Source organism: Arthrobacter sp. Z1-15, from assembly GCF_054792395.1.
This window is the reverse complement of record NZ_CP096454.1, coordinates 2633018-2646787: the sequence shown is the minus strand read 5'-3', so window position 1 is coordinate 2646787 and position 13770 is coordinate 2633018. Positions and strand designations below refer to the sequence as shown.

8 protein-coding genes are annotated in these 13770 nt (G+C 62.6%); all 8 read left to right on the top strand.

The features are described 5' to 3' along the window. Nucleotides 1-42: 42 nt before the first annotated feature. The 8 genes from M1D40_RS12060 to M1D40_RS12025 are packed head-to-tail and all read left to right on the top strand — an operon-like array spanning nt 43 to nt 12753. Complete coding sequence (locus M1D40_RS12060) at nt 43-1245, top strand: glycosyltransferase family 4 protein (protein ID WP_461168978.1); 1203 nt, start codon at nt 43-45, stop codon at nt 1243-1245. Beyond that, nucleotides 1242-2987, top strand: a complete 1746-nt coding sequence (locus tag M1D40_RS12055) for a glycosyltransferase family 4 protein (protein ID WP_461168977.1) — start codon at nt 1242-1244, stop codon at nt 2985-2987. Before M1D40_RS12060 ends, M1D40_RS12055 begins: the two co-directional genes overlap by 4 nt. Then, nucleotides 2987-3874 carry an ABC transporter permease gene (locus M1D40_RS12050; RefSeq protein WP_341394772.1) on the top strand — a complete coding sequence of 296 codons (888 nt, stop codon included), beginning with the start codon at nt 2987-2989 and terminating at the stop codon, nt 3872-3874. The genes M1D40_RS12055 and M1D40_RS12050 overlap by 1 nt, the downstream gene beginning before the upstream one ends. Continuing rightward, nucleotides 3861-4760 carry an ABC transporter ATP-binding protein gene (locus M1D40_RS12045; protein WP_341394773.1) on the top strand — a complete coding sequence of 300 codons (900 nt, stop codon included), beginning with the start codon at nt 3861-3863 and terminating at the stop codon, nt 4758-4760. Before M1D40_RS12050 ends, M1D40_RS12045 begins: the two co-directional genes overlap by 14 nt. Then, nucleotides 4761-6668, top strand: a complete 1908-nt coding sequence (locus tag M1D40_RS12040; RefSeq protein WP_461168976.1) for a glycosyltransferase family protein — start codon at nt 4761-4763, stop codon at nt 6666-6668. Then, complete coding sequence (gene wecC, locus M1D40_RS12035; RefSeq protein ID WP_461168975.1) at nt 6649-7941, top strand: UDP-N-acetyl-D-mannosamine dehydrogenase; 1293 nt, start codon at nt 6649-6651, stop codon at nt 7939-7941. The genes M1D40_RS12040 and wecC overlap by 20 nt, the downstream gene beginning before the upstream one ends. Next, complete coding sequence (locus M1D40_RS12030) at nt 7938-11051, top strand: bifunctional glycosyltransferase/CDP-glycerol:glycerophosphate glycerophosphotransferase (protein WP_461168974.1); 3114 nt, start codon at nt 7938-7940, stop codon at nt 11049-11051. The genes wecC and M1D40_RS12030 overlap by 4 nt, the downstream gene beginning before the upstream one ends. A 37-nt stretch (nt 11052-11088) precedes the next feature. After that, nucleotides 11089-12753, top strand: a complete 1665-nt coding sequence (locus M1D40_RS12025) for an accessory Sec system protein Asp2 (protein ID WP_461168973.1) — start codon at nt 11089-11091, stop codon at nt 12751-12753. Nucleotides 12754-13770 lie beyond the last annotated feature (1017 nt).

The following is a 13770-nucleotide window of genomic DNA, read 5'->3' as shown; positions in this document are numbered from 1 at the left end:
ATCAAGATGCGCGGCCTGCCGCGCCATACCGGGGGGAAGTTCTTGCGAGTTCTGTTGCTCACCCATTCCTACTCGCCGGAGCACAGCCCCCCGCAGCGTCGGTGGACCCAGATCATCCGCTCCTTCCGGCAGCAGGGCTGGGACGTCGACGTCGTCGCACCCGTAGCGCACGCGCCCCACGGCCGGCGCACCCTTCCCAAAGCTGAAGCAGGCCGCGCCTTCCGCCGCGACACCGGCGTCTTCGGCGAACGCATTCGACGCGTCCCCTACCTCTGGCACCGCACCACCCGGCTGGGACGCCTGGCCGACCATCTGATATCAGCGGCCTGCAGCGTCCCGGCGGCACTGCTGGGGCCCACGCCCGACGCCGTCATCGTCACCGTCCCCAGCCTTCCGATCCTCGGCGCGGGATATGCGGCTGCGCGCCTGCTGCGTAAACCCCTGGTGGTTGACATGCGCGACGCGTGGCCTGACATCGCCCGGGATGCACGGCTGGTTCCGGGCAGTGCCAAAGGACTCGCCGAGCGCATCATCATCGCCATCCAGGACCGGGCTGATCTGGTGGTCACCGTCACCTACGGCTTCGCACAAACGCTGCGGGACCGGGGCCTGGGCAACGTCGCCACCATCAGCAACGGAGTGGACGTGTCCACCCGCGAACTGCTGATGCCCCCTCCCGCCGAGTCCGAGTTCCTGAACGTGCTGTACCTCGGCAACCACGGCGAGAGCCAGCGCCTGGACATCGTCATCCGTGCCGCCGCCCTGGCCAAAGACTGCGTGCGGCTGAGCCTGGTGGGGCACGGCGTCCAGCGCCGCGAACTGAAGGCCCTCGCCCTGGCGCTTGACGCGCCGGTGGTTTTCCACGACCCCGCCGTGGGCGCCGAGGTGATGGAGCACTACCGGAAGGCCGACACCTGCGTGGTGTCGCTGCGTGATGACTGGAAGTCCTTCGAGACCACCATTCCCTCCAAGACCTACGAGGTCCTCGCCGTGGGCCGGCACGTCACCGGGATTGTCCTGGGGGAAGCCCGCAAGATCATCGAAGAATCGGGGGCCGGCGACGTCGTGCCGGCCCACCCGGAAAAGGTTGCCGACCTCTGGCGGGAACTGGCCGCTGACCGCACCCGGCTGCTGACCGGAACCGCCGGCCGGGACTGGGTGCATGACAACGCCAACGTGGACGCCCTGGCTGACACCTACGCCGAACTGCTGACCACGCTGGTGGACGGTGTTTCCACTCCGTGAACCGTCTGCCCACACTCCTGCGCAACCTCTCCCTGGCCGGCGGAACCGCCGTCGAACACCTCGGTGACGACCCCGTGTTGCTGGCCCTGCAAATCTCCCGCCGCCTGCCCCCGCGTATCCTCCGCCCGCTGCTGAAGGCAGCTGCCCGCATCCCCGGCCAGGGAACCCCTGCCTCGCTGGTGGCCCTGCTCAGCGGAAACAAACACCGGCTGGAAGCCAACCTGCGCAGCTGTGCGCAGGGCAGCGCCTCTGACGGCCGGCGGCTGCGGATGGCGGACCTGGCCACGGCCGCGGGGCTGCCGGAAGCGGCGGCCGAACTGCTGGACGGCGTCCGCCCGGAAACCGCAGGCCGGCGGGGAACAGCAGCCCGCCTGCACTGGTACAACGGCGACATGGCGGGAGCGGTTGATGCCCTGGACGGCGGATCTGCCCGGGAATCCGCGCAACAGCGCCGGCTAGCAGCCGAAGCACGGGTCTTTGACGGCTGGCAGCCCGCACTGGCACCGGTGCCGGAGTACCGGCCCCAACCGCGGACCGTGCTCCATGTGCTCACAAACTCGCTGCCGCACACGCAGAGCGGATACGCGCAGCGCACCCACTCCATCCTCAAGGCCCAGCTCGAGCTCGGCTGGGACGTCCACGCCGTCACCCGCCTGGGTTATCCGGTGCAGGTGGGGAAACTCGCCGCCCGGGACACCGACGTGATCGACGGCGTTGCCTACCACCGGCTTCTGCCGGCCAAGATGCCGTTCGGCATGGACCGCCGGCTGCAGCGCCAGGCAGAAGACATGCTGGCGCTGGCCCTCACCCTCCGGCCGGCCGTGCTGCACACCACCACCCACTTCACCAACGGCCTGGTCACCGCCGCCGTGGCCGAAGCGCTGGGCATTCCCTGGGTGTATGAGGTCCGCGGACAGCTCGCCGACACCTGGGCTTCCACCCGGTCCGACGCCGCCCGCAGCAGCCGGCGCTACCTCGATTTCAAGGCCTGCGAAGCACGCGTCATGAAGCGCGCCTCGCTGGTTCCCACCCTGGGCACGGTCATGGCCGAAGAAATCGAGGCGGCCGGAGTGGACCCCGCCAAGCTGGTCCTCCTGCCCAACGCGGTGGGGGAGTACTACCTCAATGAACCCCTGGCACCGTCCGCGGCGCGGCGGGAACTGGGGCTGGCGGAGACGGGCCAGATTATTGGAACCGTGAGCAGTCTGGTTGACTATGAGGGCTTGGATGACCTGCTGCGGGCCTTTGCACTGCTCGCGCCGAAGTATCCACGGCTGACCTGCCTCATCGCCGGCGACGGCTCGTCCGCACCCGGGCTGAAGGCCCTTGCAGCCGAGCTGGGGATAGACCGCAGGGTCTTGTTTCCGGGCCGCGTATCCCGCGAGAGCGCACATTTGTATCATCAGGCACTCGATGTATTCGTTGTGCCCCGGAAGGATCTGAACGTGACACGAGCGGTAACCCCGCTGAAACCCGTGGAGGCCATGGCCTGCTGCACCCCCGTGGTCGCCAGCAGCCTGCCGGCGCTCCGGGAATTGGTGAACGACGGCGGCAACGGTGCCCTGGTACCGGCAGAGGACCCGGACGCCCTTGCGGCGTCGCTGGACCGCCTGCTCGGGGACCCGGACCTGCTGGAGCGGCTGGGCCGGAACGGACGCCGCTTTGTCCTGGACACCCGGACCTGGCAGGCAAATGCCCGGCTCTGCCTGGAGAAATACGACTCCCTGACGGTGGCTGCCTGATGGCCGGAACCAAGACGGGACCCGGAACCGACGTCCAGGTGAAGCCCGTGTCGGTGGACGTCCGCGGACTGCAGCGCGTCGGCGCGCGGCCCGGCTTTGTGGATTACGCCATCCAGGTCTGGAATTACCGCGAGTTTGTGTTCTATGACGCCAAGTCACGCGTCCAGAGCGGAAACCGCCGGGACCGGCTGGGCAGCATCTGGCTCATCCTGAACCCGGTGCTGAACGGACTGACCTACTTCCTGATCTTCGGATTGCTGCTGGGAACCGGCGGAGGCATCGAGAACTTCATCGGCTACCTGGTGATCGGAATTTTCCTGTTCCAGTACAGCTCCCGCGCCATCACCAACGGCGCACGCTCGATCCAGCAAAACCGGGCCGTGATTCAGGCCTTCAGCTTTCCGCGGGCCACCCTGCCCATTGCCGTGAACCTGCGCGAGCTGCTCGCGAACATCCCGGTGTTCATCGTGATGGTGCTGATTGTCCTGGTGATTCCACCCACCGAGGAAATCACCTGGCTGGGACTTCTGATCATTCCGGCGCTGCTGCTGCAGAGCATCTTCAACCTGGGCGTGGGCCTGATCCTGGCCCGGGTTATTTCCAAGGTGAATGACGTGGTCCACCTCCTGAGCTTCGCGCTCCGGGCCTGGATGTATGCCTCGGCCGTGTTCTACTCCTACGAGAAGTTCATCGACCAGCCGCTGCTGCTGGAAATCATCCAGTTGAATCCGCTGTTCAACGTCCTGGACATTGTCCGCGACGTCCTGCTGTACAGCACGGTGCCCGACTGGCAGTCCTGGGCGATCCTGAGCTGCTGGTCCCTCGGGGCCCTGGCGATCGGAGCCGTCTACTTCTGGCGGGCGGAGGAAACCTATGGACGCGGCTAAGGACCTGGAATACCTCCGGGAAGATCCCTGCATCGTCATTGACGATGTCAGCATGCGCTACCGCGTGCCCTCCAGCGAGGCACCGGCCGGCGACGACACCGCCGGCAAACCGGCGCGGCTCCTGCGCCGGGTCATGGCCAAGCCCAACCTGGTGACCGTCAACGCGCTGAACCCCATGTCGCTGGTGGCGGTGCGGGGTGAATCCATCGGCATCGTGGGCCGCAACGGTTCGGGCAAGAGCACCCTCATGAAGCTGATCAGCGGACAGGTCAAGCCAACCACCGGCGCCGTCTACGCGGTCAGCACCCCCGTCATGCTCGGCGTCAACGCCGCGCTGGTCCCGGAACTGCCGGGTGACCACAACGTGGTGCTGGGCTGCCTGGCCATGGGGATGACCCGGGCGGAGATCGCCGGGAAGTTTGACGAGATCGTGGAACTCTCCGGCCTGGAAAAGGCCATTCACCTGCCTATGAGGTCCTACTCCTCGGGCATGGCATCGAGGCTGCGGTTTGCCATCGCAGCCAGCATCGACCCCGAAATCCTCCTCATCGACGAGGCGCTCAACACGGGAGACGCCCAGTTCGCCGACCGCAGCAAGAAGCGCATGGACGAACTGCGCGCCAAGGCCGGCTGCGTTTTCCTGGTCAGCCACAGCCTCGACACCATTCTTGAGATGTGCACCCGCGTGGTGTGGATGGACAAGGGTGACCTGCTCATGGACGGCGACCCGAAAACCGTGGTCAAGGCCTATAAGGACTTCACCCGCGAGCTCTCCAAGGGCAACAACATTACGGCTGCGAGAAAGCGTGCCGAGGCCATGGACTCCCTCACGGTCACCCGGGTGCTGGAGCGCTCCACCGGACGCCGCAGCACGAGGGCCCAATAGATGGGAATGCTCGCAGACGTCCGCACCGGTCTTTGGCACCTGCGTGCCGGCGGCCCCGCCCAGGTCCGGGACTGGAAACTCCGGAGCCGCGCCGAACGCGGATTCGCCGACCCGGCCAACGCGCGCGGCGTCGAGGCCGGCTGGATCGGCCGCGGCTCCAACCGCCGGCTGTCCATCCCGGCAGCTGTCCTGCCGGCCCCGGAGCCCCGCCGGAAGGACCTCACGGTGGGCGTCATCCTGGACGAGTTCTCCGCCATGGCCTTTGCCCACGAGTGGAACACCGTTGCCCTCGATCCCGTCTCCTGGCAGCGCCAGATGAGCGAGGAGGCAGTGGAGCTGGTCTTCATCGAATCCGCTTGGGCCGGCAACAGCCGGCTCTGGCGCGGAAAGCTGGGCGGCCCCGCCGGTCCGGCACCCGAGCTGGTCAAGCTCCTGGAGTGGAGCCGCGGGCAGGGCATCCCCACGGTTTTTTGGAACAAGGAAGATCCGCCCCACTACGAGGACTTCCTGCCGGCGGCGGCGCTCTTTGACTACGTCTTCACCTCCGACGTGCGCAGGGTGCCGTTTTACCGCCGGGATCTCGGCCATGACAACGTAGGCGTTCTGCCCTTCGCGGCGCAGCCTGCCATCCACAACCCGGTCCGTCCGCGCCACGGCCGCCACTCGCGCGACATCGCGTTTGCCGGCATGTACTTTGCGCACAAGTATCCGGAGCGCCGGGAACAGATGGACCTGCTGCTGGGCGGGGCCATGGACGCCTCGGCGAAACTCCCCACCGGGCTGGAAATCTTCTCCCGGAAGCTGGGCGGCGACCCGAACTACCAGTTCCCGGCACCGCTGGACTCGCGCGTCGTCGGCTCCCTGAGCTATCCGCAGATGCTCTCCGCCTACAAGGCGTACAAAGTGTTCCTGAACGTCAATTCCGTGGTGGACTCGCCCAGCATGTGTGCCCGGCGGATCTTCGAAATCAGCGCCGCGGGCACCCCCGTGATCAGCACCCCCAGCGTTGCCGTGGAAGAGTTCTTTGCGCCCGCCGAGGTTCCGGTGGCCCGCACCCGGGAGGAAGCGGCAGCACTGAGCCGCGGACTGGCCGGCAACCCGGAGTACAACGACCGCACCGTCCACCTGGCCCAGCGCCGCATTTGGGACGAACACACCTATGCCCACCGAGCTGAAACCGTCCTGGCCGCGGCTCTCCCGGACCGCGCCCGTCCTCTTTCCCGGCCCACCGTCTCCGCCCTGGTGCCGACCATCCGGCCGCACCAGCTGGAGAACGTGTTTGCCACCCTTGCCCGGCAGCAGGGCGTCGACGTCGAACTGATCCTGCTGACCCACGGTTTTACGCTGGAACCGGAGGCGCTGGAGCAGCTGCAGGCCAAGCACGGGCTGGACAAGGTGCAGCTGCTGACTGCCGGCAGCGACGTTTCCCTGGGGGAGTGCCTAAACAGGTGCGCCGCCGCAGCCACCGGCGAGGTGGTGGCAAAAATGGACGACGACGACCACTACGGCCCGCACTACCTCAGCGACCAGCTGCACGCCCTGCACTACTCCGGTGCGGACATCGTGGGCAAGCAGGCGCACTACATGCACCTGCGCAGTTCCAACGCCACGGTGCTGCGCTTTGGCCACCGGGAACACCGGTACACCGACTTCGTCATGGGGCCCACCATCGTGGCCCGCCGGAGCCTGGTGCTGGAACTGCCCTTCCCGGAGCTGGGGCTGGGCGAGGACACCGGCTTCCTGCGGCAGGCAAGCGCCGCCGGCAAACGCATTTACTCGGCAGACCGTTTCAACTATTTTCAGGTCCGGGAATCAACCGGACATACCTGGCAGGTCGACGACGCCACCCTGGTGGCCTCCGGCGACGTGAAATTTTATGGGGGACCACGTGAACACACAGACATATAGCGCCGGAGAGGCAGCCACGGAGATCTCCACGGTCGCCGTCGTCGGCCTCGGCTACATCGGGCTCCCCACCGCGGCCATCCTGGCCGGGAAGGGCCTGAAGGTAGTGGGCGTTGACGTCAACCCCTCCACCGTAGAAGCCGTCAACGAAGGCCGGGTGCCGTTTGTCGAGCCGGATCTCGCCGTGCACGTGGCCGGGGCAGTCAGCCAGGGCTTCCTCCAAGCCCAGGGCGAGATGCCGGAGGCCGATGCCTACATCGTGGCGGTGCCTACTCCGTTCCAGGAGGACAAAACCGCTGACCTGATCTACGTGGAGCAGGCAGCGCGGAACATTGCCGCCCGGATCCGTCCCGGCAACCTGGTGATCCTGGAGTCCACCTCGCCTCCCGGCACCACGCGCCGGATGGCCGATGTCATCCTGGAACTGCGCCCCGATCTGGCTGCCGACGCCAACGGAGGCAAGGAAGCCGTACTGTTTGCGCACTGCCCGGAGCGGGTGCTGCCCGGACGGATCATGATCGAGCTGGTCACCAATGACCGCATCATCGGCGGGCTGACCCCGGAAGCGGCAAGCACCGCCGCCGGGCTGTACAGCACCTTCTGCCAGGGCAGCATCCACCTCACGGATGCGGCGACGGCGGAGATGGCCAAACTGGTGGAGAACGCGTACCGGGACGTGAACATCGCGTTCGCCAATGAGCTCTCGGTCATCAGCGACAACCTCGGCATTGACGTCTGGAACCTGATCGAGCTGGCCAACCACCATCCGCGGGTGAACATCCTGCAGCCCGGTCCCGGCGTGGGCGGGCACTGCATTGCCGTGGACCCCTGGTTCATTGTGTCCGCGGACCCGGAGAACTCCCGCCTGATCCGCACCGCCCGCGAGGTCAACGACGCCAAGCCCGGACACGTTGTCGCCGAGGTGAAGTCGGCTGTGGACGGCATCGACGCCCCGGTCATTGCCACCCTGGGGCTGGCGTTCAAGGCCAACATTGATGACACCCGGGAATCTCCCGCGGTGGAAATTGTCCGCCGGCTGGCCGTGGAAAACCCGGACGCCCGGATTGTGGTGGGGCGCTCCTTCCTGGGAACCACGCTGCCGGACGAGCTGAGCCCGCTGCCCAACGTGGAGACCATGGTGATTGATGACGCCGTAGCCGCCGCCGACGCCGTCGTCCTGCTCGTGGACCATGACTCGTTCCGGGAGATCCGTCCCGAGCAGCTGGCCGGGAAGGCCGTCATTGACACGAGGGGATTCTGGCGCGCCACAGCATGAACAGGATTGCCAAGAGGCTCTCGTCAGCCGGCGCTGACCTGCATCCGGCGCTGAAGGCGCGCGTCCGCCGGACGGTGCGCCGCGGACGTCCGCCTGCCACCGGGCTGCTGAGCGTGGTGGTCCCCATGTACAACGTGGCACCGTATCTCGAGCGCTGTTTGACCAGCCTGGTGAACCAGACCTACGCCAATCTGGAAATCCTTGTCGTGGATGACGGCTCCACAGATGAGTCAGCCGCGATCGCCGCCGGTTACGCCCGGTATGACCGGCGGATCCGTCTCCTCCAATTGCCGCACGGCGGCAACGGCCGGGCGCGGAACACCGCGATCGCTGCCGCCCGCGGCGAGTACCTCACCTTTGCCGACGCCGACGACGTCGTCCCCGCCGAGGCGTACGCGCTGATGATGGCGACACTGGCCCGGACGGAATCCGATTTCTGCGTGGGCTCGTACGGCAGGATCCGCGGCAGCAAGAGAACTCCGGTCCGTTTGGCGGAGGGCATCCACGCCCGGGAGCGGCTGCGGATCACCGCGGCGGACCATCCGGCCGTTATTGACGACGTGTTCCTCTGGAACAAGGTCTTCCGCCGGGAGTTCTGGGACCGGCAGGTGGGCGCCATGCCCGAGGGCATCCGCTACGAGGACCAGGAAACCACCGCACGGGCGTACCTGCGGGCGGCGTCCTTCGACGTCCTGTCCGAGGTGGTCTATTGGTGGCGGATCCGGGAAGACGGCTCCTCGATTACGCAGGCAAAATATCTGCTCCAGGATCTAAAGGACCGGCTGTCCGTGGCCCGCGATGTCACCGCGCTGTTCGAGGCGGAAGCGCCGACCTCGGTTACGGCCCACTGGTACCGGCGGCTGCTGGGAGCCGACCTGATTCCGTACATCGAACAGGTCCCCGATGTGCCCGAGGATTTCTGGCAGCTGCTCCGCGACGGCGTCGGCAGCATTTACGCCGCAGGGCAGCAGCATCTTTTGGAGGTTGATCCGCAGGCACGCGTGCTGCTGCAGCTGGCAGCGGAGGGCCGGCGGGAGGACATCCGGCGTGCCGTGGTGGACCGGATCAACAATGGCACCGCGAGCCCCCTTGTCTTTGACAGCGGCTGCATCTTCGCCGAGCCGCCCCTGCTGCAGGTGCTTTCCGCCCCCGTGGAGCGCCGGCTTTTGGAGATCCGCCCCGAACACCTTGAACTGGTGGCCGTGCTCGAACCGCCGGTGACAGGGAACAGCTCGGCAGCAGGGAACGACGGCGGTGCCACCGTGCGCGGGTATGCCTACCTGCGCAACGTCGACCTGCGCCGCACCGCCGTGCAGCTTTCCGCAGGTGTTGCCGGACCTGACGGTTTTGACCCTCTCGAGCTGCAGCGCAGGACGGACCCGGGGCTCGATCTGATTTCCGGGGACCGCAACTGCAGCTACGCGGATGCCGCCTTTAGTCTGCGGCTGGAAACGCCGCTGCCGGCCGAGATCACCCTGCGCGCCGAGGTGGACGGACATCTCGTTGAGCGGACGGTCCCGGTACCCGCGCCCCTGCACGTGCAGGCCAAGGCGCAGCCGGCCCGGATCAGCGGTCCGCACGTCACCGCTTTTGCCGCTGATCCTGACGCCAACAACCCTGACGCGGACGTCCTGGAACTGGTGCTGGCCGCTGCCCCGGCCGCGGCCGCTTATGCGCTGGTGACGTCTCGGTTCCGGCTTCCTGCCGCCCGCGTTATCCCGCTGCCCGACGGCGGACTGAGGCTGCGGTTCCCGCTGGCCGGCACGCGCTGGGGGAGGAAGCTGCCGGCACCGCCGTCGGGCTCCTACACCCTGCGCTGGAACTCCGGAGGGCAAGCGGCCGGCCCGCAGGATCCGGCTGTGCCGGTTTCTGCAGAAGCTGCCCGGGACTTCCCGTCAGTACTGCTGCCGGCAGCGCGCGTGCGCGGGGTGCGGACAGCCGCCGGAGCCATGGCTGTGAGCATTTCCGCTCCGCTGGCGCGGGATGAGACCGGCACCTTTCACCAGTACCGGCTGCGGCGCGAAGTGTTCGGTGCCTCAGCGGCTCCGGAGCTGACCCCCGGCATTCTTTTTGAGAGTTTCGGCGGGAAAAGCTGCACGGACAGTCCCCGGGCTATCTCGGATTACCTTGCCGCCGCCGGTTTTGATGAACCCCTCTACTGGTCCGTGGCGGACCGTTCCGTGTCCGTGCCCGAGTATGCGGTGCCGCTGCTGCAGGGATCGGAGGAGTGGTACCGGAAACTCGCGTCCACCCGGCGGCTGGTCAACAACAACAACTTCCCCTGGTATTTCCGCAAGTCACCGGGCCAGTTCTACCTGCAGACCTGGCATGGAACTCCGCTGAAGAAAATCGGGTTGGATGTGCCGCAGCGGGTGCTCTCGCTGTCCTACCGGGATCTGATGGCCCGGGAAGCGCAGTGGTGGGACCTGCTTCTGGCGCAGAATGACTTCGCGGCAAGCGTCCTGCCGGCCGCCCTGGGCTACACCGGGGAAGTGCTCACGGCGGGTTATCCCCGCAACGATGCCCTGCAGGTTCCGGCGGCCCGGCACCGGGTCCGCGGCCTGCTCGGTATACCGGCCGACCAGAAGGTGCTCCTCTACGCTCCCACCTGGCGCGACAGTGCCCGGGACAGCGCTGGCCGGTCTGACTGGGTCGGTTATCTGGACGTGGCTGAAGCCAGCCGCCGGTTGGGGCCGGGGTGGACCTTCCTGATCCGCGGCCATCACAACGTTGCCGGCCAGCGGCGGATTGAGAGCCATTCCGCTGCGATCGACGTGACCGACTATCCGGAAGTCAATGACCTGTATCTGGCGTCGGATATCCTTGTCACTGACTATTCCTCGGCCATGTTCGACTACGCGATGCTAAACCGGCCAATCTATTCTTTAGTGCCGGACTTAGAAGAATATGAGGTGTCTCGTGGCCTGTACCTGAATTACACCCTCACGGTTCCATCTCCAGTAGCCAAAGATACCGAAGAGCTAGTTGAACTCATTGAAATCGATCGAGATGATTTTCAGTATGCAGCACTGAATAAATTTCGCGCGGAGTTCTGTCCCTATGACGGAAGAGTTACTGAGCATTTAATCGATGTGCTTGCTTTAATATAGTAAACCACTCGCCTTGAAAGGATTGTCAAACAATACAATGAAGCACATATCGCCCAAAAAAATCCATGTGCATAATGGCATAGAAGTAGAGTATAAAACTCAAGCGCCAAGACAAGACCGACGCCACCTGGTCGTTGTTTTCTCTGGATTTTGCCCCATTGGAAAATATAACTTTGACGGCACGGTTGCTGACGGGTGTAGATTTGGTATTCTATGGATCAATGATGTTTTCGATGGAGATAATTGCTACTATTTGTGTAGCGGAATGAACTTCAGTGTTGAAGCAGCTGTCGTATCTCTAATTAATGACGAGTTAGAGCGTCTTGGTTTGACGAAGGATGAATGCACACTTTTTGGCTATTCTAAGGGTGGAAGTGCTGCCCTTTACTTCGGTCTTAAGTATAACTTCTCCAAAATCCTCGCATCCGCTCCACAGATGCACATCGGATCCTTCACAAAGGTCAATTTTCCCTCGAGCTACAGTCATATGATAGGGCCGACAGATAGCGTCCAATCCACAACACTTCTGGACCGGTTACTACCTGATGAATTGCAAAATGATCAAAATCTATATAAAAATATCTATCTCATCAGTTCCCTGGATGATCAGTTTCATCAAACTGAAGTTGTCCCGTATCTTCACATGTGGAAGAAATACAAAAACTTTAATTTGATAATGACAAGCTCGGAACTTGTACGCGAGCATAAGACTGTTGGGCAGTACAATACTCCGATTATTCTATCAATACTGTATGCTTTGGGGGAGGGCAGTATATTAAGCTTCGAGGAAGCAAGGACCGGTCAAAAGGAACATTATGCTTCAAAGGCTTCAGAGAGAGTTGACTCCTCTTCCTCGGGGGAATGGATAGTCACTTGCGACTCTATAGGTCTAGCTGGTAACAGGTTATTCTTAGACGGCGCTGCGCTCCTAGAAGGGGTTCCCCAGACCAAGTACGACGATAAAGCGATTGATCTGATTTTTTCTACTTCCGAGGAGGAGCACCGGAGTCCACTTGGGAGCTATATCGACGAGTCAAAGAGTAATCAGTTCTACAAGGGCGGATTTTGTGATTACAGGGCGGCCGGTTTCAAGACGATGCATGGAAATGGTATTGATTTATTGGATCTCAAACCAGGGTCATACCAACTTTCACTCTCCATTTTGATCAATGGCGTAAAGACGCATGTTCCTGTAGCTGCATCAAAACAAGTCTCAGCCCGCGGTTTCTGTGACGGCTATTATTACTCTTTGCAGGTGGACTCGTCAAGTGCAATACTTGCGAAGCGCCCACATCTTGGAGCGCAAGACTCACCACAGTCGGTCTCGTTCGTTGATCGATTTGCGTTTGTCAACTCCAGGCTCCATGTCGAGGGATGTTTCGCTATTCTAGGTGTCGATTATTCTAGGTATGATAATGGACTATTTAGTCTAGTGATTCAGTCCCGGTCTAATACGTACCGGTTTGCTCTCGGCCAAGGAAATCGCTCTAACCTCAGCCAGTTGGTCGACGGCGGCTTTGGAGACTATTCCAAGGCATACTTTGCAACACCGGGCTATCTCGGAATAAATCTCAGCAATGTGGCATTAGGTCGATATACAGTTTTTATCTCAACTTATATTGGTCCGACGGTGTTTACGATGGAGATTGAGCACCAATATGTTCTGGTATCAACCGAGGGCGTGTCTGTAATTGCGCACTAAGTCGTTGGGCTCAGATGAATAGTATGTTGCTGCAAATGAGTCTATAACGCATAATCAGTTTTAATTTGAGACATAAAAACGTGGTCAAGTTCTTGGTGCCGGTTGGCGGACGCGCTTATGCTGATGCAGGACATAGGGGTGTAAACCATCTGGTGCCTCAAGAAATAGTGCCGAGTCATAAGAGACTCTGTCTCGTGATGAGATCGGCGAACAGGGTATCCACTGCGACCTATCCGCCGCCGGGCTGAGCAGCATCTATTCTGACCCTGTGCCTGCCGCTAGGATTGTCCCAACCAGGGTTGAAACACTCGAGAAAACCTCTCTAAAGCGTGCTCTGACACCGCAAACCGTACGCCGCTCAGTGGGTGCGATCCGTGACGGTTAACACTCATGCGTGTAGGAACAGCACCGATACGGGGAAGATATAAGCATGTCTTGGTTTACACCGAGATCCTTGTTCACGTTCCTCGCCAGAACCTCAAGTATTCTTAGTCGACCAACGATTCCGTCTTGAATAAAATGCTCGGTCGTGGACCATGACATGGGGAGAGAGAGTGAGAATGCTCCGGCTATGGTTGATCCGACGGAAGTCAAGTCCGACGAATGCCAAGCACGGAGCTAGAGCGGGGCAGGCGGCACGCTATAGGTATGCTTTTGAACCAAGAGAATCGAGAGCGTCTAGAAGAGCCTCTGCCCACATTTCATGTTGTGTTATATCCTGTCATTAGCCCGCCACAATACACAACTAGTCTCGACGAGATAACAAGAAACCAAACTTGGTGCAGGTAAGTCCCGTTTTCTGGCGCCACAAATACATCCCTACCGTGTTTTGGCAGAAAGACCGCATTAGCACGACTCGAATAGGAAGCAAGCCTCGGCTGCGTAAAAGGCTGCCAAGTTTCTAATACGATTGTGCGGTTTATAAGCGCGAGTTTGGAGTCTGTGCAGAGGAATGGGAAGAATTAGTGGCCTGCTAACCTCCAGGAGAAGGAACCAGGCCGGCTGAACTATAGGAAA